Genomic DNA, 18131 nt, shown 5'->3' with positions numbered 1-18131 from the left:
GGGGGCCCGCGCGCCGGGCCGCGGCCGGGGGGGGGCGGCCGGGGCGGCCCCCCGGCCGCCCGGCCCGGGCCCCGCGCGCCGTGGGTCACACGGCGTCGAGCCGCGCGCGCACCTCCGGCTCGAGCACGAGGTCGGCCGCGCCGAGGATCTCGTCGAGCTGCTCGACCGAGCCCGCACCGACGACCGGGACGACGGGCACCGCGCCGCCGAGCAGCCACGCGAGCGCGACCTGGTTCGGGGTCGCGCCCAGCTCGGCCGCCACCTCGTGCAGCACCCGCACGCGCGCGTGCGTCGTCGGGTGGTCGTAGCCCCCGAACAGCGGCTTGTCCGCCCGCACGTAGGCGCCCTGGAGCAGGGGCGAGTACGCGACGACGGCGAGCGACGGCCGGCCCGGCACCCCGGTCGACGCCGCGTAGTCGAGGAGCTCGGGCGACGCCCAGCTGTGCCGGTCGACCTCCGGCGTCGGGTAGGCGTAGGTGAGCTGCTGCTGCACGACGGCGTACGGCGGGACGCCCTGCCGCAGCGCCTCCTCGCGCGCCTCGACCACGCGCCACAGCGCGACGTTGGAGATGCCCGAGAGCCCGACGACGCCCTCGGCCTGGAGCTTCCCGAACGCGCCGACGGTCTCGGCCAGCGGCGTCTCGCGGTCGTCCACGTGCCCGTAGAGCACGTCGATCCGGTCGACGCCGAGGTGGCGCAGGCTCTCGTGCGCCTCCCGGGCCACCACGTCCGCGCCCAGGCCCTGGAAGTTCGTGGGCGGCGTGTTGGACAGCGGGAGGGCGGGGTCCTTCTTCGCCGCGCCGAGCTTGGTCGCGACGCGCACGTGCCCGCGCACCCCCCGGTCGGCGAGCCAGCGGCCGACGAGGTCCTCGCTGTCGCGCCCGTGGCCCGCGCCCCAGGCGTTGTAGTTGTTCGCGGTGTCGAGGAAGGTGCCGCCCGCCTCGAGGAAGCGGTCGAGGATCGCGAACGACGTGCGCTCGTCCGTGCGCGTCCCCAGGTGCATCGTGCCGAGGCACAGGGTCGAGACCTCGAGGGCGCGGTCGCCGTCGCCGAGGGTGCGGTACTGCATGGGTCCTCCTGGGTAGGTCGGTGGGTTCCTGCCGCGATCGACGCTAGGTGCGCAGCGGCCCGGCGCTACAGTCCGGTGAGGTGACGTCCGACCAGACCAATCCGCCGACGACCCGCCTCGCCTGGGAGACGCTGCTCGAGCTCGACGGGCGCGGCGGCCTCGTGGAGCAGCTCGAGCGCGCCGTCCGCGACGCCGTCCGGACGGGGCGTGCGCCGGCCGGGGCCGCGCTGCCGCCGAGCCGGCGCGCGGCCGAGGCGCTCGGCGTCTCGCGGTGGGTCGTCACCGAGGCCTACGGGCAGCTCGTCGGCGAGGGTCTGCTCGAGGCGCGCACCGGCTCGACCACGCGGGTCGCGGCCGACGCCGGGACCGCGGACCGCCCGGGTGCGCACCGGTCGGCCGACGTCGTGCGGGACGGCCCGCCCCGGGCACGCCTCGACCTCGCGCCCGGCATCCCCGACCTGCGCCACGTGCCGCGCGCGGCGTGGCTGCGCGCGGCGCGCGAGGCGCTGGCCGTCGCGCCGGCCGACGCGCTCGCGGGGGCGCCGGTCGCGGGTCACGCGACCACGCGGGCCGCGCTCGCGGGCCATCTGCGCCGCTCGCGCCTCGTCGACGCACCCGACGACGCCGTCCTGCTGCTGCGCGGCGCGACCCACGGCATGGCGGTGGTCGGCGCCGCCCTCGTCACGGCCGGCCACACCCACGTGCTCGTCGAGGACCCGAGCTGGCCGGTCCTGCGCGAGGTCGCGCGGCGGGCCGGCCTCGAGCCCGTGCCCGTCCCGGTGGACGCCGGGGGAGTGGTCGTCGACGCGCTCGAGGCTGCGGCCCGCCGCACGGGCGCGCGCGCGGCGCTGCTCACCCCTGCGCACCAGTTCCCGACCGGGACGGCGCTCGCCCCCGACCGCCGGGCGCGCGTGCTCGCCTGGGCGCGCGAGGTCGACGGCCTCGTGGTCGAGGACGACTACGACGCCGAGTTCCGGTACGACCGGCGGCCCGTCGCGGCCCTCCAGCGGCTCGACCCGGACCGGGTCGTCCTGCTCGGCTCGCTGAGCAAGACCCTCGCGCCGGCCTTCGGCCTCGGGTGGGCGGTCACCCCGCCGCGCTGGGCCGGCCGGCTGCTCGCGGCGGCCGGTCGCGCCGGGAGCGGGCCGTCGACGGTCGACCAGCTCGCCTTCGCGCAGCTCGTCGCCGGCGGCGCGTACGACCGGCACCTGCGCGCGACCCGCGCGCGCTACCGCCGCCGTCGTGACGCGCTGGTGCACTCGCTCGCCGCGCGCCTCCCCACGGCGACGCCGAGCGGCCTCGCGGCCGGCATGCACCTGCTGCTCGACCTCGGCCCGGACGCCCCCGACGCCGCCGACGTCGTCCGGCACGCGGGCGAGCGCGACGTCGCGGTCGTGGACCTGCGCCGCTACCAGGTGGAGGCCGCGGAGCGCTCCCGCACCCTCGTCCTCGGCTACGGCAACCTCGCCGACGCGCGGGTCGACGAGGCGGTCGCCCGGCTCGCCGCGAGCGTGCGCGCCGCCGGGGGCTGACGGGGGGGCGTGCGGGCGGGCCTCAGCCCGCCCGGGCCGTCCACGTCCGGCGCGGACCGCCCCACCGCACGAGGCCGAGCCCGACGCCGACGAGGGCGAGCTCGGCCACCGGGACGCCGGCCACGGCCGGGAGCAGGCCGTCGGTGCCGCCGACGCCCAGGCCGAGCAGCCCGCCGAGGCACGCGGTGACGCCCGCGCCGACGACCCGCCCGTCCACCCGTGCGGGTCCCGGGTCCCGTCCGTCGGGCGCGCGCGGGCGCTCGGGGGGACGGGCGGGCTGCTCCCAGCGCCCCACCACGGCGACGAGGGCGACGAGGACGGCGGCGAGGAGCCCGAGCCAGGGGAGGCGCAGCAGGAACCAGGCGCCGGACCCGACGGGACGCTGCGGGAGGACGCCCGACGCGACGAGCGTCGTGCCGAGGAGCACGACCGGCACCATGTGCCAGAGGTAGAGCGTCAGCGCGACGGCGTTGACCCGCACGACGGCGGCCCAGGCACGCGGTCGCGCGAGCCACCGGTCCGCGGGCCGGCGGACCAGCAGGACCAGCCCGGTGTGCGTCGCGGCGAGCGTGAGCAGGGCCAGCGTCGGGGGAGCCGTGTTGTCGAGGTCGGGCGGCGGCGCCGCACCGACCATCGTCACCCCGTAGGGCCCCGGCCCCGTGAGGAGCACGAGCGCCGTGAGCCCGCCGCCGACGAGCGCCCACGCCGTGCGCGGCGAGCGCGTGAGCCGCCCCGCCCGCCACGCGACGCCCAGCTGGTGCACGGCGACCCAGGCGAGCAGGTAGGCGGCCGCCCCGGGGACCGCGGAGCCCGTCGTGAGGCGCAGCACGTCGCCGACGGCGACGAGCGTGGCGGGGACGGCGACGGTCGCGAGGCCCCACCGGGCGTGCGCGGCCAGGAGCAGCGGCCCGAGGGCGACGACGGCCAGGTAGACGACGAGGAACCACAGGCTGATCGCCGCGAGCCACACCGCGGCCCGGGTGATCCGGGGGTCGGCGCCGGCGACGGCGGCGGCGGCGTACCCGCCGACGAGCGCGAGCAGGAAGGGAGCCGTGGGCCGCAGGAGCCGCAGCGCACGGCTGCGCACCCAGGCGGCGGCGGTGCCGCCACGCCGCCGGTGCGTCTCCCACGAGGCGCCGTTCGCGTAGCCCCCGACGAGGAACACCACGGGCATGACCTGGAACAGCCACGTGAGCGGGGCGGTCCACGCCGCCACCTGGAGCAGGTTGATCCAGCCCAGCTCGCCGTCGTGGACGGTGACCGCTGAGACGGTCCAGTGCCCGGCGACCACGACGACGATCGCGGCCGCCCGCAGGAGGTCCACGTAGCGGTCGCGGGCCGCGGGTGTGACCGCAGCGATGTCGCGTGCGCTGAGGCCGCTCACCTCTGCAGCCTGCCACCGGACGACCGGCGACGGTCCGCGCACGGCCCCGCAGCCGCAGGACGTCCGACGCTACTCAGTGTTGCGCAGTACCGGTACCTAGCGTTACCGTCTACCAGTACCCAGTGACACCGAGTAGATGGAGAGGTGGGCCGTGGGCAACCAGATGACCGAGATGCTCAAGGGCACCCTCGAGGGGATCGTGCTCACGCTCCTCGCCGACCGGCCGGCCTACGGCTACGAGATCACCGCCCAGCTGCGCGACGAGGGCTTCACCGACCTCGTCGAGGGCACCGTGTACGCCCTGCTCGTGCGGGTCGAGCAGCGCGGCTTCGTGGACGTGGAGAAGGTGCCCTCCGAGAAGGGCCCGCCGCGCAAGGTCTACACGCTCAACGCCGCCGGGCGCGCCCAGCTCGACGAGTTCTGGCGCACCTGGGGCTTCCTCGCGGGACGCATCGAGCGGCTCCGCACCCACACCGGCACGCACCCGCGTACCCACCACACCGAAGGGGACCGTTGACATGGTCGCGAAGTGGATCGAGGCCCTCACCGGGTCGCTCGAGCAGAAGAAGCAGTACCGGCAGGCCGTCGCACGGATCTCCGGGCTGCCCGAGCCGTACCGCGCCGGCGCCAAGGCCATGCAGCGCTACCTCATGTACTACGGCGGCGTCACCGACGGCGACACGCTCGTGACGATGGTGGCCGACCTCGCGGACCTGTGGGAGCGCGCGGCCACGGACGGCACGCCGGTCAGCGACATCGTCGGGGACGACCCGGTCGAGTTCGCCGAGACGTTCGCGCAGGCCTACAGCGGCGACCGCTGGATCGACAAGGAGCGCGCGCGTCTGGCGCGGGCGTTCGACGACACGCCGGGGGAGGAGGGGCGATGAGCGCGACGGCAGCGGTCCACGTGCGGGGCGTCGAGAAGTCCTTCGGGGACCTCGCGGTCCTGCGGGGCGTCGACCTCGACGTGCAGGCCGGCAGCATCGTCGCCCTGCTCGGCTCCAACGGCGCGGGCAAGACGACGCTCGTGCGCATCCTGTCCACGCTGCTGCCGGCCGACGCGGGGACCGCGACGGTCCAGGGCCACGACGTCGCCCGCGAGCCGGGCCGGGTGCGTGAGTCGATCAGCCTCACGGGCCAGTTCGCCGCGGTCGACGAGGTCCTCACCGGTCGCGAGAACCTCGTGCTCGTCGCGCGGCTGCGCCACCTGCCCGACCCGGGCGCGGTCGCCGACGCGCTCCTCGCGCGCTTCTCGCTCGTCGAGGCGGGCGCCCGGCGCGTCGCGACCTACTCCGGCGGCATGCGGCGACGGCTGGACATCGCCATGAGCCTCGTCGGCAACCCCCCGGTCGTCGTCCTCGACGAGCCGACGACGGGGCTCGACCCGCAGTCCCGCCTCGAGGTGTGGCGGACGATCCGCGGCCTCGCGGCCGAGGGCGCCACGGTGCTCCTCACGACGCAGTACCTCGACGAGGCCGAGCAGCTCGCCGACCGGATCGCCATCCTGCACGAGGGGACGATCATCCAGGACGGCACGCTCACCGAGCTCCGGGCCCTCCTGCCGCCCGCGACCGTCGAGTACGTCGAGAAGCAGCCGACCCTCGAGGAGGTCTTCCTCGCCCTCGTGGGCAGCCAGGCCACGAGCGCTCCCGCCGGCACGCCCCCGGGCACGCCGGACGGCACGAACCGCACGACCACCGGCACCGCGACCCGCGGCGCCTCGACGGACGGGGACCCGCGATGACCACGCACGCCGTCGGCGACACCGTCGCCCTCACCCAGCGCTCGCTGCGGCACATCCTGCGCAGCCCGGACACGATCGTCACGACGGCGGTCACGCCCGTGGCGCTCATGCTCCTGTTCACGTACGTGCTCGGCGGTGCCATCGAGACCGGCGCGCCCGGGTCCTACGTGGACTACATGCTCCCCGGCATCCTGCTCATCACGATCGCCTCGGGCGTCGCGTACACCGCGTACCGGCTGTTCCTCGACCTGCAGGGCGGCATCGTCGAGAGGTTCCGGTCCATGCCGATCGCGCGGCCCAGCGTCCTGTGGGCGCACGTCCTCACGTCGCTCGCGGCGAACCTGGCCTCGGTCACGGTCGTCGTCGCCGTCGGGCTGGTCATGGGCTTCCGCACCGGCGCCTCGGTCGGCGCGTGGCTGGCCGTGCTGGGCATCCTCACGCTCGTCACGCTCGCGCTGACGTGGATCGCGGTCCTCGCGGGCCTGTCGGCCACGACCGTCGACGGCGCGAGCGGGTTCAGCTACCCGTTGATCTTCCTGCCGTTCATCAGCTCGGCCTTCGTGCCCACGGACACCATGCCGACCCCGGTCGCGTGGTTCGCCGAGCACCAGCCGGTGACGGCCGTGGTCGACACCGTGCGGGCGCTGTTCGACCAGCAGCCCGTCGGCAACGACATCTGGGTCGCCCTCGCCTGGCTCGTCGGCATCCTCGTCGTGGCGTACGCCGCCGCGGTGCGCGCCTTCCGCCGCCGCGTGGGCTGACGGGCCGCGCCGTGACGAGCGGGCGCTCGCGTCCGACGCTGTTCCTCACGGTCGGCCTGCCGGGGACCGGCAAGACGACGGAGGCGCGTCGCATCGAGCGCGAGCGGGGCGCCCTGCGCCTCACCAAGGACGAGTGGGTCAAGGCGCTCTACGTTGCCGCCAACCCGCCGTCGGCGACCGGCGTCATCGAGGGCCGCCTCATCGAGGTCGGGCTGCGCGCGCTCGAGCTCGGCGTCGACGTCGTCCTCGACTTCGGCCTGTGGAGCAAGGACGAGCGCTCGGCGCTGCGACACGCCGCGGCCGAGCGCGGCGGGGAGGTCGAGGTCCGGTACCTCGACCTCCCCGCCGACGAGCAGCGGCGACGCCTCGACCGGCGTCACGCCGAGGAACCGGGCACGACGTGGCCGATGTCGGACGAGGAGCTCGTCGCCTGGGGGCGCCTCTTCGAGGTCCCGGGCGCGGGCGAGCTCGACGGGTCCGAGCCGGTGGGGCCGCCCCCGGCGGGTCACGCGTCGTGGGACGCCTGGCGCCGGCACCGGTGGCCCGCCGCCGTGACGTGAGGGCCGCACCGCCTCCCGAGGCGACCGGTCAGCGCGCCTCGAACCCCGTCGGACGGATCGGCCGGGCAGGGACGCCCGCGACGACCGTGTCGGCGGGGACGTCCCGGGTGACGACCGCGCCGGCCTGGGCGGCGGCCGTCACGACCACGCGAGCCGACGGCCGCCCTGATCGACCCCGGACACGCGGAAGGCCGCCCCGGACGGTGTCCGGAACGGCCTGCGACCTGCTGCATCGTCGTCGATGCTGGTGGGCGATACTGGGATCGAACCAGTGACCTCTTCCGTGTCAGGGAAGCGCGCTACCGCTGCGCCAATCGCCCGTCAGTCCTGCGGGTCCTGCTGTGCTGCCTGTCCTGCGGTCGTGCGTGTACTGCTGGGGAACTGCTGATGTGCGAGGTGGAGACGGGATTCGAACCCGTGTGGACGGCTTTGCAGGCCGCTGCCTCGCCTCTCGGCCACTCCACCGCAAGGCTTCTGCCCACGTCCCGGGCGCTGAGCCCGTACGGGTTGTCGCCTCCGAGCGGACGACGGGATTCGAACCCGCGACCCTCACCTTGGCAAGGTGATGCTCTACCACTGAGCCACGTCCGCGCAGCACGCTCCCCGGGTCACCCCGGCGCCGTGTGCGTCCCGAACTCTAACCGACCTCGAGGACGAGAGTCCAACCAGCCCATCCCAGGTGTGTCGCCGCTACCGTGAGCCGGTGCCCGACCAGAGCCGTGACGACCGCCGGGTGGCGGGGTGCTGACCGGGACCGCGCGCTTCGCGGGCCTGCGTGCGTCACGGCCGGTCGAGTGCGTCGACGTCCACGCCGAGCCGGAGCGCCTCGAGCGCGGGTTCTGGGTCGTCGTCGGGCGGTTCGAGGGCCCGGTGCTCGCGTGGCGGTTCGCCGACGTCGAGCGCGGCCCCGCGCCCGAGCACGCGGCTCCGGCGTGGCACGGACCCGACCCGGGCGCGTGGCGCTCGTCGCTCGGGCGCGCCGACTACGTGCGCGGCGTGCAGGCCGTGCGTGACCGCATCCGCGAGGGCGACGTCTACCAGGTCAACCTGTGCCGCGTGCTCGCGGCACCCCTGCCCGCGGCGGCGGGGGAGCCGTCGGCCGAGGCGCTCGCCCAGGCGCTCGCTCTCGGCAACCCGGCGCCCCATGCAGGCTTCGTGCACGTCCCCGCGGGGCAGGGTCTCCCGCCGGCCTGGGTCGTGTCCGCCTCGCCCGAGCTGTTCCTGCGCGTCCGCGGCGGGGTCGTCGGGTCCGGACCGATCAAGGGCACCGCGCCGACGCCCGCGGGCCTGACGGACAAGGACGCCGCGGAGAACGTCATGATCGCCGACATGGTGCGCAACGACCTCCAGCGCGTCTGCGCGCCGGGGACCGTCGAGGTCACCGCGCTGCTCGACGTCGAGCACCACCCCGGCCTCGTCCACCTCGTGACGCGCGTCCAGGGCCGGCTGCGCCCGGGCGTCGGGTGGGGCGCCCTGCTCGAGGCGGCGTACCCGCCGGCGTCGGTCTCGGGTGCCCCCAAGCGCGCCGCGCTCGGCGTCATCACCGCCCTCGAGCGCGTGCCCCGCGGCCCGTACTGCGGCGCGTTCGGCTGGGTCGACGGGGACCGCGGGGAGGCCGAGCTGGCCGTCGCGATCCGCACGTTCTGGTGGACGCCCGACGGCGTCCTGCGCTTCGGCACGGGCGCCGGGATCACGTGGGAGAGCGACGCCGACGCCGAGTGGGCGGAGACCGAGCTCAAGGCCGCGCGGCTCGTCGCGCTCGCGAGCGCGCCCGCGCGCCGTCGCGACGAGGCGGCGGTCCGCACCGAGGATGGGGCCACCCCGGACGACGCGCCGCCCCGGCGCGAGGAGGAGCACCGATGAGCGACCTGGCCGTGTGGGCCGACGGACGGCTGCGCGACGCGACCACCCCGCTGCTGAGCGCGGTCGACCACGGCGTCACCGTGGGCGACGGCGTCTTCGAGACGTGCGGCGTCGTGCGCGGCGAGGCCTTCGCGCTGACGCGCCACCTCGCGCGGCTCGTGCGGTCCGCGCTGGGCCTCGGGCTGGAGGCCCCGGACCTCGACGCGATCCGCGCGGGGGTCGCGGCGGTCCTCGCGGAGAGCAGCGGCGCGGGCAGGGTGCGGATCACGGTCACCGCGGGTCTCGGCCCGCTGGGCTCGGGCCGGACGCCCGGCGCGCAGACCGTGCTCGTCGTGGCCGGCCCGGCGGCGCCGCCCGCGCCCGTGCGCCTCGCGCGCGTCCCGTGGACGCGGAACGAGCGCTCGGCGGTCGCGGGCCTCAAGACGACGTCGTACGCGGAGAACGTCGTGGCGCTCGCGGCGGCGACGCGGCAGGGCGCCGACGAGGCGGTGCTCGCCAACACGCGCGACGCCCTGTGCGAGGGCACCGGCAGCAACGTCTTCGTCGAGCGCGGCGGAGAGCTGGTCACGCCGCCGCTGAGCAGCGGCTGCCTCGCGGGCATCACGCGCGAGCTCGTGCTCGAGTGGTCGGCCGCGGCGGGACTGCCCGTGCGCGAGGCGGCGGACGGCGAGCTGCCCTACGCCGTGCTCGACGAGGCGCTCACCGGTGACGCGCACCTCGCGATCAGCGGCTCCGTCCGCACGTTCGTCCCGGCCGTCGCGCTCGACGGCGCCGACCTCGCCGTCGGACCGCTCACGGCGCAGGTCGCGGCGCTCTACCGCGAGCGCGAGGCGGCCGACGTCGACCCGTGACGCACGAGAGCCCTGACCCCGGCTGGGTCAGGGCTCCTCGGTCGGGCGCCTCGAGCGCTCGTCCGTGCGGGCGTCAGGCGTCCAGCAGCGTGACGATGAGGCGCGAGATCTCGTCCTCCATGCGCGGGCTCTCGGAGCCGAACGGCACGAGCGCGACCGTCGCCGCGACGAACGCCACGAACGGCTCGGCCGGGCCGGCGAGCAGCGCGTCGCCCTCGACCCCGCTCAGGGAGATGAGCAGGTAGGCCGGGTCCTCGTCGCGCCAGATGCGGACGTCGCCGGTCCCGGCGGGGGCCGAGGCGTCCGCCAGCACGCCGTGGGCGATGAGCTCGCGGCCGATGAGCCACGTGGACGTCGAGTGGGCGCCCGCGAAGGCCACGCGCACCGTGTAGGGGTCCCCGGCCTCGAAGCTCAGCTCCGCCCTGATCGGGAGGACGCTGGCGTCCGAGAGCACCAGGTGCATCGGGACGACCTCGCGGACGTCCCTGACCGGTCCTGCCATGGCCACCCCTCTCCCTGCGTCGTGTCGGACCAGCAGCCCTGCTGCCGGCGGCCCCGCCGAGCCGGGTTTCGGCTTTCGGCGATGGATTCGCTAGCATCATCGCGTCGTCGTGCGGTGCTCTCCTGGAGCACCACGCCGCATGACGGGCGATTGGCTCAGTGGTAGAGCGCCTCGTTCACACCGAGGAGGTCACTGGTTCGAACCCAGTATCGCCCACCTGATAGGCCCAAGGTCATCCCCCGAACGGGCGGATCCGTGCCGAACCGGACGCGTGGGGCATCGTGACACCGCAGGTCAGCCCAGGTCAGGGCCGTGGTAGACGGTTACCGTGACGGCCCCGCGACGGATCCCGCACCACCTGCGGGTCACCCGGTTGGAGCAGTGCCCGAGTGCCGCGGATCCGCCCGTTGAGACCGACGTGCGGGACGCCCGCCGACGGGGTAGATCGGCGCACCGCGCGACGCCGTGCACCCGTACCGTTTCGAGTCCCGACCGGCCGTCCGGTGCCCGCGCGCGGGGGCCTCATCGGTAGCATCGACGCGCCGACCACCCCGAGGAGCAGCAGCCCGTGCCACAGATCACCCTGACCGTCGACGGCGTCCCCACCACCGTGGACGGGCCGACGACGGGTGCGGACCTCTTCACGGGTCGTCGCGACGTCGTCGTCGTGCGCGTCGACGGCGAGCTCCGCGACCTGGACGCACCCCTGGCGGACGGCTCGGTGGTCGAGGCGGTCACCCTCGCCGAGCCCGACGGCCTGTCCGTGCTGCGCCACTCGGCGGCGCACGTGCTGGCCCAGGCCGTGCAGGAGGTGAACCCGGCGGCGCGCCTCGGCATCGGCCCGCCCGTCACCGACGGCTTCTACTACGACTTCGACGTCGAGACGCCGTTCACGCCCGAGGACCTCAAGGCCCTCGAGAAGGTCATGCAGCGCATCGTCAAGGAGGGTCAGACCTTCCGCCGCCGCGAGGTGAGCGAGGAGGAGGCGCGCACCGAGCTCGCCGACGAGCCGTACAAGCTCGAGCTCATCGGCCTCAAGGGCACGGCGGACACCGCGGGCGAGGGCGCCTCGGTCGAGGTCGGGCTCGGCGGGCTGAGCATCTACCAGAACGTGCGCGGCGCCGGCCGCGAGAGCGAGCAGGTCGTGTGGCAGGACCTGTGCCGCGGCCCGCACGTACCCAGCACCCGGCTCCTCGGCAACGGCTTCCAGCTCACGCGCTCGGCCGCGGCCTACTGGCGCGGCTCGGAGAAGAACCCGCAGCTCCAGCGGGTCTACGGCACCGCGTGGGCCTCCAAGGACGACCTGCGGGCCTACCTCGACCGCGTCGCCGAGGCCGAGCGGCGCGACCACCGCCGCGTCGGCGCCGAGCTCGACCTCTTCTCCTTCCCCGAGGAGCTCGGGTCGGGCCTGTCGGTGTTCCACCCGAAGGGCGGCATCGTCCGGCTCGAGATGGAGGACTACTCGCGGCGCAAGCACCTCGCCGCCGGGTACTCGTTCGTCAACACCCCGCACATCACCAAGTCGCGGCTCTACGAGGTCTCGGGCCACCTCGACTGGTACGCGGACGGGATGTTCCCGCCCATGCACGTCGACGCCGAGCTCGACGACGACGGCGTCGTGCGCAAGCCGGGCCAGGACTACTACCTCAAGCCCATGAACTGCCCGATGCACAACCTGATCTTCGCCTCCCGCGGGCGCTCCTACCGCGAGCTGCCGCTGCGGCTGTTCGAGTTCGGCAGCGTCTACCGCTACGAGAAGTCGGGCGTCGTGCACGGCCTCACGCGCGTGCGCGGCATGACGCAGGACGACGCGCACATCTACTGCACGCGCGACCAGATGCGCGACGAGCTCACCCGGACCCTGCGCTTCGTGCTCGAGCTGCTCGGGGACTACGGCCTGGACGACTTCTACCTGGAGCTCTCGACGCGCAACCCCGAGAAGTCGGTGGGCTCGGACGAGATCTGGGAGGAGGCGACCGCGACCCTGCGCGAGGTCGCCAAGGCCTCGGACCTCGAGCTCGTCGACGACCCGGGCGGCGCGGCCTTCTACGGCCCCAAGATCTCGGTGCAGGCCAAGGACGCCATCGGCCGCACGTGGCAGATGTCGACGATCCAGCTCGACTTCAACCTGCCCGAGCGGTTCGAGCTCGAGTACACGGCGCCGGACGGCAGCCGGCAGCGGCCCGTGATGATCCACCGCGCGCTGTTCGGCTCGATCGAGCGCTTCTTCGGCGTGCTGCTCGAGCACTACGCGGGCGCGTTCCCGGCCTGGCTCGCGCCGGTGCAGGTCGTCGCGGTGCCGGTCGCCGAGCCGTTCAACGACTACCTGGGCGACGTCGTCGCGCGGCTGCGCGCCGAGGGCGTGCGGGCCGAGGTGGACCTGTCCGACGACCGGTTCGGCAAGAAGATCCGCACGGCGAGCACGCAGAAGGTGCCCTTCGTGCTCATCGCGGGCGGCGAGGACGTCGACGCGGGCGCGGTCTCCTTCCGCTACCGCGACGGGCGCCAGGACAACGGCGTGCCCGTCGACGAGGCCGTGCAGCGGATCGTCGACGCCGTGCGGCAGCGGTCCCAGGTCTGACGTGACCGACGGCTCCCGCGAGGACCACCCGACGCCCGCGCCCGAGGCGGCGTCCGGGCTGCCGGGCGTGCCCGACGGCTTCGAGCGCCTGTGGACGCCGCACCGCATGGCGTACGTCGGCGGTCAGGACAAGCCGGGCGGCCCGGCGTCCGAGGAGTGCCCCTTCTGCCGCGTGCAGCGGGGCACCGACGAGGACGGCCTGGTCGTCGCCCGCGGCGAGCGCGCCTTCGTCGTGCTCAACCTCTACCCCTACAACTCCGGGCACCTCATGGTCCTGCCGCTGCGGCACGTCGCGGACTACACGGAGCTCGACGACGCGGAGACCGCCGAGGTCGCCGCGCTGACGCGGACAGCGATGACCGTCCTGCGCACGGTCATGGCGCCGCACGGCTTCAACCTCGGCATGAACCAGGGCGCCGTCGCGGGCGCGGGCATCGCCGCGCACCTGCACCAGCACGTCGTCCCGCGGTGGGGCGGGGACATGAACTTCCTGCCCATCGTCGCGCGGACCAAGGCGCTGCCCGAGCTGCTGGGTGACACCCGAGCGCGCCTCGCGGCCGCCTGGCCGTCGGCGAGAGGATGATCGGCCCGTGCTGAACCGTCTGCGCTCGGGGGCCGGGCGCGTCGTCGGCCCCGTCGCGCGTGCCCTCCTCGCCCGTGGCGTCTCGCCCGACGCCGTGACGATCGCCGGGACCGTGGGCGTCGTGGTCGCCGCGCTGTGGCTGCTGCCCACGGGCCGCCTGCTCGCCGGGACCCTCGTCATCGCGCTCTTCGCGCTCACCGACATGATCGACGGCGTCATGGCGCGCACGTCCGGGCGCACGAGCCCGTGGGGGGCGTTCCTCGACTCGACGCTCGACCGCTTCGGCGACGCGGCGATCTTCACGGGGCTGCTCCTGCACCTCGTCGCGGTCGACGAGCGGCCCACGGCCGGGTTCGCCCTCGCGTGCCTCGTGCTGGGCTCGATCGTCCCGTACGCCCGCGCGCGCGCCGAGGGCCTCGGCATGCGCGCCGACGTGGGCATCGCCGAGCGCGCGGACCGGCTCGCGCTCGTGCTCGCGGCCACCTTCGCGGTCGGCGTCGGCGCGCCCGTCGTCGTGCTCACCGTCGTGCTGGCGCTGCTCGCCGTCGCGAGCGCGGTCACGGTGGTCCAGCGGATGGCGGTCGTGCGGCGCCAGGCCCTCGCGGGCGTCCCGCCGGTGCCCCCGGCGGCACCCGGCGCCCCGGATGCCGGGGCCGGCGCATGAGCCCGCTCCGGCTCGACCCGGGCCGCGCCTTCCTGCTCGCGTGGCGGCTCGCGGGGCGCGTGCCCGAGGTCGTCGTCCGCGGCGTGCTGCTCGTGGCCGCCGAGGGCGCGGTGCTCGCGCGCGGCGCGGGCGTGCGGCGGCTAGAGGCGAACCTGCGCCGCGCGCGGCCGCAGGCCGACGCCCGGGCGCTGCGCCGCCTGGTGCGGGCGGGCATGCGCACCTACTTCCGGTACTACGCCGAGGCGTTCACGCTCGGCAAGGTCACGGACGAGCAGGTCCTCGCGCGCGTGCGCCCGGTCGGCGAGGACGCCGTCCGCGCCGAGCTCGCGGCGGGGCGTTCCGTGCTGCTCGCGCTCGGGCACCAGGGGAACTGGGACCTCGCGGGCGCGTGGGCGTCGCGCCACCTCGCGCCCGTGACGACGGTCGCGGAGCGGCTCGAGCCGCCCGAGGTGTTCGACGAGTTCGTGCAGCTGCGCGAGTCGCAAGGCATGACGATCATCCCGCTCGACGCCGGCAGCGACGTGTTCCGCTCGCTCATCGCCGCGGTGCGTCGCGGCGGCCTCCTCGTCCCGCTGCTCGCAGACCGCGACCTCACCGCGCGCGGGCTCGAGGTCGACCTCCTGGGCGAGCGCGCGCGGGTCGCCGCCGGCCCCGCCGCCCTCGCCGTCGCGACCGGCGCACCGCTGGTCCCGACGACGCTGCGCCACGAGCGGCTGCGCGGGGCACGCCGCCGCGCCGCGGGCTCGCGCTGGGGCATCGTCCTCACCTTCCACCCCGCGATCGCGGTGCCCGAGGGCATGCCGCGCGGGGAGCAGGTCGCGTTCCTCACGCAGCGCTGGGTCGACGTCCTCGGCGCCGACATCGCGGCGCACCCCACGCACTGGCACATGCTCCAGCGGGTCTTCGTCGCGGACCTCGACGCCAGCCGGTACGCCGCCACGACCGGGGCCAGGGCATGACCCGGGGGGCCCTGCGGATCGGGCTGGTCTGCCCGTACTCGTTCGACGTCCCGGGCGGCGTCCAGTTCCACGTCCGCGACCTCGCCGAGGCGCTCCAGCGCCAGGGCCACACCGTGTCGGTCCTGGCCCCGGCCGACGACGACACCCCGCTGCCCGACTTCATCACGTCGGCGGGCCGGGCGATCCCGGTGCGCTACAACGGCGCCGTCGCGCGCATGACCTTCGGGCCGGTGAGCGCGCGGCGCGTGCGCCGGTGGCTCGAGGCGGGGGACTTCGACATCCTCCACCTGCACGAGCCGGTCACGCCGAGCCTCGGCATGCTGGCGCTGTGGATCGCGTCGGGCCCGATCGTGGCGACGTTCCACACCGCGCTCATCCGCTCGCGCGCGCTGCAGATGGCCTACCCCGTGGTCCGCTCGAGCCTCGAGAAGATCTCCGCACGCGTGGCCGTGTCCGAGGACGCGCGGCGCACGCTCGTCGAGCACATGGGCGGCGACGCCGTCGTCATCCCCAACGGCGTGTACGTCGACACCTTCGCCTCGGCCGAGCCCGACCCGCGCTGGACGGGCACGCCGCAGGCGCCGACCGTCGCGTTCCTCGGCCGCCTCGACGAGCCGCGCAAGGGCCTGCCGGTCCTCACGGAGGCGATCCCGGCGGTGCTCGCGCAGCACCCGGGGACGCGCTTCCTCGTCGCGGGCCACGGGGAGACCGGGGCGGCGGAGGCGACGGAGGCGCTCGGCGAGCACGCGCGTGCCGTCACCTTCCTCGGCTCCGTGTCGGACGAGGACAAGGCGCGCCTGCTCTCGTCGGTCGACGTCTACTGCGCGCCGCACACGGGCGGCGAGAGCTTCGGCATCGTGCTCGTCGAGGCCATGAGCGCGGGCGCGACCGTGGTCGCGAGCGACCTCGGCGCCTTCCGCCGCGTCCTGGACGACGGCGAGGCGGGCGTGCTGTTCCGCACGGGCGACGCCGCCGACCTCGCGGCCACGCTCGGACGCGTGCTCGCCGACCCCGAGCTGCGGCGCCGGACGTCGGCGCGCGCGAGCGCCGTCGTGCGTCGCTACGACTGGTCGGCGGTCACCCACCAGGTGCTCACGGTGTACGAGATGGTGCTCGCCGGCACCAGCCCGCAGGTGCGCGTCCACGAGGACCCCGCCTCGGTCCGCGCGCCGGACCCGGAGGTGCGGCGATGACGTGGTCCGAGGTCACCGTCGTCGTCGTCGGGGCGCTCCTGCTGCTCCTGTGGTGGGTGTGGGTCACCGCCAGCCGGCTCGACCGCCTGCACCGCAAGGTCGGGGCGTCGCGCGCCGCGCTCGACACCCAGCTCGTCCGCCGCGCCTCGGCCGCGGCCGAGCTGGCGTCGTCGGGCCTCCTCGACCCGGTGAGCTCGGTGCTGCTCGGCGAGGCGTCGTGGGCCGCCCTGTCGGCCGGCGAGAACGGGCGCGCCGAGCTCGTGGACGCGCTGCCGGGCCTGCGCCTGGACCGCGCGGAGCGCGCGCGCGCGACGACGACGCGCATCGAGCGCGACCTCGCCGAGAGCGAGCTGTCGCGCACCGTGCGCACGGCGCTCGCCGACCCGGCCGAGGTCGTCGCGCTCGCCGAGGACCCGCTCGGCGAGGCGTTCCTCGGCGCGCTGGCCGATTCCTGGTACCGCGTGCAGCTCGCGCGGCGCTTCCACAACGAGGCCGTGGCGCAGACGCAGCGCATGCGGCGCAAGGCGCTCGTCCGGCTGCTGCGCCTGCACGGCCACGCCCGTACGCCTCACACGGTCGAGATCGACGACACGTGGCCCGAGGCACTCGCCCGACCCGGAGAGGTGACATGACCTACCCCCCGCACCACGCCCCCGCCCCCTGGCCGGCGGGCGGCCCTGCCCACCCGACGCAGGTGCCGCCGAGCATGACGCCGCCCGGGCTCGTCCCGGGCGCCGGCGGCATGCTCGCGCCGCCCCGGCGCGGGCACGGCGTGGGCACGGTCGTCGCGCTCGTCGTGCTCGGCGTGCTGGTGCTCGTCGCGATCGCCGTCATCGGCCTGCAGATCGGGCTCGCGGCGCTCCCGCTCGCCGGGATCCTCGCCTTCGTGCCGCTCGCGCTCGTCCTGCTCGCCATCCGCTGGGTCGACCGGTGGGAGCCCGAGCCGTGGCAGGCGCTCGCCGTCGCCTTCGGCTGGGGCGCGTCGGTGTCGGTGCTCGTCGCCCTCGTCCTCAACACGGGCGCGATGATGGTGCTCGTCGCCGCGGGCGAGTCGGCGCTCACCGCGGACATCCTCGGCGCGGCGGTCGTGGCGCCGGTGACCGAAGAGTCGATCAAGGCGCTCGGCGTGCTCCTCGTCTTCCTCGTGTGGCGCCGCTCGTTCGACGGCCCGGTCGACGGCCTCGTGTACGCGGCCACCGTGGCGGCCGGCTTCGCGTTCGTCGAGAACATCCTCTACTTCGGCTCCACGATGGCGGCCACGCAGGGCATCCCCGGCGGTGGCGAGGCCGTCGTGACGATCTTCCTCATGCGCGGCGTGATGTCGCCGTTCGCGCACCTGCTCTTCACCGCGTGCACGGGCCTGGCGCTCGGCATCGCCGCGGAGCAGCGGAACCGGTGGGCGTGGCTCTGGCTCTTCCCGCTCGGGGTGCTCGTCGCGATGGTGCTCCACGGCCTGTGGAACGGCAGCGCGATGATGGGCGACGGCAGCGGGTTCATCGTCATGTACGTCGTCTTCCAGGTGCCGCTGTTCCTCGCGACCGTCGGCCTCGCGTTCTGGCTGCGCCGTCGCGAGGCGCGCGTCGTGCGTCAGCGGCTCTCGGAGTACGCGGCGTCGTGGTGGTTCGCGCCGGCCGAGGTGGTCATGCTCGCGTCCCTCGGCGAGCGGCGGCGCGCCCGCGCCTGGGCCGCGGGCCGTGGCGGGCCGGAGGGCAAGGCGGCGATGGCGCACTTCCAGCGCGTCGCCACGCGCCTGGCGTACCTGCGGCACCGCGCCCAGACCCACCGCGCCGACCTGCGCGCGGCGCACGACGAGAACGCGGCCCTCGAGGACATGCTCACCGCCCGGCAGCGGCTGCAGCGCGCCCTCGCGGTCTGAGCCGGCCGC

The 18131-nt window shown here is 75.5% G+C and carries 18 protein-coding genes and 4 tRNA genes; 16 read left to right on the top strand and 6 right to left on the bottom strand.

The genetic code is table 11. The features are described from left to right. Nucleotides 1-85 precede the first annotated feature (85 nt). Nucleotides 86-1069, bottom strand: a complete 984-nt coding sequence (locus tag JIG38_RS12395) for an aldo/keto reductase (RefSeq protein ID WP_199424118.1) — start codon at nucleotides 1067-1069, stop codon at nucleotides 86-88. Between the two features lie 80 nt (nucleotides 1070-1149). Between JIG38_RS12395 and pdxR the strand changes: the two genes are divergently transcribed. Continuing rightward, complete coding sequence (gene pdxR / locus JIG38_RS12390) at nucleotides 1150-2601, top strand: MocR-like pyridoxine biosynthesis transcription factor PdxR (protein WP_199424117.1); 1452 nt, start codon at nucleotides 1150-1152, stop codon at nucleotides 2599-2601. A gap of 22 nt (nucleotides 2602-2623) precedes the next feature. Here the strand turns inward: pdxR and JIG38_RS12385 are convergent, their stop codons facing one another. Next, nucleotides 2624-3985 (bottom strand): acyltransferase family protein, encoded by a 1362-nt coding sequence (locus JIG38_RS12385; RefSeq protein WP_199424116.1) that lies wholly within the window; start codon nucleotides 3983-3985, stop codon nucleotides 2624-2626. A 151-nt stretch (nucleotides 3986-4136) separates the two neighbouring features. Here JIG38_RS12385 and JIG38_RS12380 point away from each other — a divergent pair, with 151 nt between their 5' ends. From JIG38_RS12380 to JIG38_RS12360, 5 genes are read left to right on the top strand one after another with little or no spacing between them, the layout of a single operon-like run. Continuing rightward, nucleotides 4137-4502 carry a PadR family transcriptional regulator gene (locus JIG38_RS12380; RefSeq protein ID WP_307844876.1) on the top strand — a complete coding sequence of 122 codons (366 nt, stop codon included), beginning with the start codon at nucleotides 4137-4139 and terminating at the stop codon, nucleotides 4500-4502. Between the two features lies 1 nt (nucleotide 4503). Further along, nucleotides 4504-4872, top strand: coding sequence for a DUF1048 domain-containing protein (locus tag JIG38_RS12375; protein WP_199424114.1), 369 nt, complete (start codon nucleotides 4504-4506; stop codon nucleotides 4870-4872). Continuing rightward, complete coding sequence (locus JIG38_RS12370) at nucleotides 4869-5729, top strand: ABC transporter ATP-binding protein (protein ID WP_199424113.1); 861 nt, start codon at nucleotides 4869-4871, stop codon at nucleotides 5727-5729. The genes JIG38_RS12375 and JIG38_RS12370 overlap by 4 nt, the downstream gene beginning before the upstream one ends. Next, complete coding sequence (locus JIG38_RS12365) at nucleotides 5726-6490, top strand: ABC transporter permease (protein WP_199424112.1); 765 nt, start codon at nucleotides 5726-5728, stop codon at nucleotides 6488-6490. The genes JIG38_RS12370 and JIG38_RS12365 overlap by 4 nt, the downstream gene beginning before the upstream one ends. 11 nt (nucleotides 6491-6501) lie before the next feature. Next, nucleotides 6502-7050, top strand: coding sequence for a P-loop nucleotide/nucleoside kinase family protein (locus tag JIG38_RS12360; protein ID WP_199424111.1), 549 nt, complete (start codon nucleotides 6502-6504; stop codon nucleotides 7048-7050). A gap of 245 nt (nucleotides 7051-7295) precedes the next feature. On the opposite strand, the gene JIG38_RS12355 is transcribed toward JIG38_RS12360, so the two are convergent. The 3 genes from JIG38_RS12355 to JIG38_RS12345 all read right to left on the bottom strand — a co-directional run bounded on the left by JIG38_RS12355 (nucleotide 7296) and on the right by JIG38_RS12345 (nucleotide 7641). After that, nucleotides 7296-7370: transfer RNA gene (locus JIG38_RS12355), tRNA-Val, on the bottom strand. 74 nt (nucleotides 7371-7444) lie between these two features. Further along, a tRNA-Cys gene (locus JIG38_RS12350) sits at nucleotides 7445-7515 on the bottom strand. Nucleotides 7516-7569: 54 nt separating this feature from the next. Beyond that, nucleotides 7570-7641 (bottom strand) — tRNA-Gly (locus JIG38_RS12345). A gap of 150 nt (nucleotides 7642-7791) precedes the next feature. On the opposite strand from JIG38_RS12345, the gene JIG38_RS12340 reads away from it, so the two are divergent. Further along, on the top strand, nucleotides 7792-8913 hold the full coding sequence (locus JIG38_RS12340) for a chorismate-binding protein (RefSeq protein WP_307844875.1): 1122 nt from the start codon (nucleotides 7792-7794) through the stop codon (nucleotides 8911-8913). Then, nucleotides 8910-9764, top strand: coding sequence for an aminotransferase class IV (locus JIG38_RS12335; protein ID WP_199424110.1), 855 nt, complete (start codon nucleotides 8910-8912; stop codon nucleotides 9762-9764). The genes JIG38_RS12340 and JIG38_RS12335 overlap by 4 nt, the downstream gene beginning before the upstream one ends. Before the next feature lie 73 nt (nucleotides 9765-9837). Here the strand turns inward: JIG38_RS12335 and JIG38_RS12330 are convergent, their stop codons facing one another. Continuing rightward, nucleotides 9838-10266 carry an SsgA family sporulation/cell division regulator gene (locus JIG38_RS12330; RefSeq protein ID WP_199424109.1) on the bottom strand — a complete coding sequence of 143 codons (429 nt, stop codon included), beginning with the start codon at nucleotides 10264-10266 and terminating at the stop codon, nucleotides 9838-9840. 144 nt (nucleotides 10267-10410) lie between these two features. Between JIG38_RS12330 and JIG38_RS12325 the strand changes: the two genes are divergently transcribed. The 8 genes from JIG38_RS12325 to JIG38_RS12290 all read left to right on the top strand — a co-directional run bounded on the left by JIG38_RS12325 (nucleotide 10411) and on the right by JIG38_RS12290 (nucleotide 18122). After that, nucleotides 10411-10482, top strand: a tRNA-Val gene (locus JIG38_RS12325). A 352-nt stretch (nucleotides 10483-10834) separates the two neighbouring features. Further along, nucleotides 10835-12847, top strand: a complete 2013-nt coding sequence (gene thrS / locus JIG38_RS12320) for a threonine--tRNA ligase (protein ID WP_199424108.1) — start codon at nucleotides 10835-10837, stop codon at nucleotides 12845-12847. 1 nt (nucleotide 12848) lies between these two features. Next, nucleotides 12849-13430, top strand: a complete 582-nt coding sequence (locus tag JIG38_RS12315; protein WP_372419890.1) for an HIT family protein — start codon at nucleotides 12849-12851, stop codon at nucleotides 13428-13430. 7 nt (nucleotides 13431-13437) lie between these two features. Further along, nucleotides 13438-14094 (top strand): phosphatidylinositol phosphate synthase, encoded by a 657-nt coding sequence (gene pgsA, locus JIG38_RS12310; RefSeq protein ID WP_199424107.1) that lies wholly within the window; start codon nucleotides 13438-13440, stop codon nucleotides 14092-14094. Beyond that, a complete protein-coding gene (locus JIG38_RS12305; RefSeq protein WP_199424106.1) occupies nucleotides 14091-15053 on the top strand; it encodes a phosphatidylinositol mannoside acyltransferase in 963 nt (320 codons plus the stop codon). The genes pgsA and JIG38_RS12305 overlap by 4 nt, the downstream gene beginning before the upstream one ends. Nucleotides 15054-15064: 11 nt before the next feature. Then, on the top strand, nucleotides 15065-16246 hold the full coding sequence (locus JIG38_RS12300; protein ID WP_199424130.1) for a glycosyltransferase family 4 protein: 1182 nt from the start codon (nucleotides 15065-15067) through the stop codon (nucleotides 16244-16246). Continuing rightward, nucleotides 16243-16878 carry a hypothetical protein gene (locus JIG38_RS12295; RefSeq protein WP_199424105.1) on the top strand — a complete coding sequence of 212 codons (636 nt, stop codon included), beginning with the start codon at nucleotides 16243-16245 and terminating at the stop codon, nucleotides 16876-16878. The genes JIG38_RS12300 and JIG38_RS12295 overlap by 4 nt, the downstream gene beginning before the upstream one ends. Beyond that, nucleotides 16875-18122: a PrsW family intramembrane metalloprotease gene (locus JIG38_RS12290; protein ID WP_199424104.1), complete on the top strand. Its 1248-nt coding sequence runs from the start codon at nucleotides 16875-16877 to the stop codon at nucleotides 18120-18122. The genes JIG38_RS12295 and JIG38_RS12290 overlap by 4 nt, the downstream gene beginning before the upstream one ends. The last annotated feature ends 9 nt before the right edge of the window (nucleotides 18123-18131 follow it).

Source organism: Actinotalea solisilvae (genome assembly GCF_016464425.1).
GTDB lineage: Bacteria > Actinomycetota > Actinomycetes > Actinomycetales > Cellulomonadaceae > Actinotalea > Actinotalea solisilvae.
This window is presented reverse-complemented; position numbering and strand designations above follow the sequence as displayed.

What these genes read in the sequence shown, in the direction of transcription:
- JIG38_RS12395 (WP_199424118.1), bottom strand. Translation starts at nt 1,069, where the DNA reads ATGCAGTACCGCACCCTCGGCGACGGCGACCGCGCCCTCGAGGTCTCG.
- JIG38_RS12295 (WP_199424105.1), top strand. Translation starts at nt 16,243, where the DNA reads ATGACGTGGTCCGAGGTCACCGTCGTCGTCGTCGGGGCGCTCCTGCTG.
- JIG38_RS12330 (WP_199424109.1), bottom strand. Translation starts at nt 10,266, where the DNA reads ATGGCAGGACCGGTCAGGGACGTCCGCGAGGTCGTCCCGATGCACCTG.
- JIG38_RS12335 (WP_199424110.1), top strand. Translation starts at nt 8,910, where the DNA reads ATGAGCGACCTGGCCGTGTGGGCCGACGGACGGCTGCGCGACGCGACC.
- JIG38_RS12290 (WP_199424104.1), top strand. Translation starts at nt 16,875, where the DNA reads ATGACCTACCCCCCGCACCACGCCCCCGCCCCCTGGCCGGCGGGCGGC.
- JIG38_RS12375 (WP_199424114.1), top strand. Translation starts at nt 4,504, where the DNA reads ATGGTCGCGAAGTGGATCGAGGCCCTCACCGGGTCGCTCGAGCAGAAG.
- JIG38_RS12365 (WP_199424112.1), top strand. Translation starts at nt 5,726, where the DNA reads ATGACCACGCACGCCGTCGGCGACACCGTCGCCCTCACCCAGCGCTCG.
- JIG38_RS12305 (WP_199424106.1), top strand. Translation starts at nt 14,091, where the DNA reads ATGAGCCCGCTCCGGCTCGACCCGGGCCGCGCCTTCCTGCTCGCGTGG.
- JIG38_RS12370 (WP_199424113.1), top strand. Translation starts at nt 4,869, where the DNA reads ATGAGCGCGACGGCAGCGGTCCACGTGCGGGGCGTCGAGAAGTCCTTC.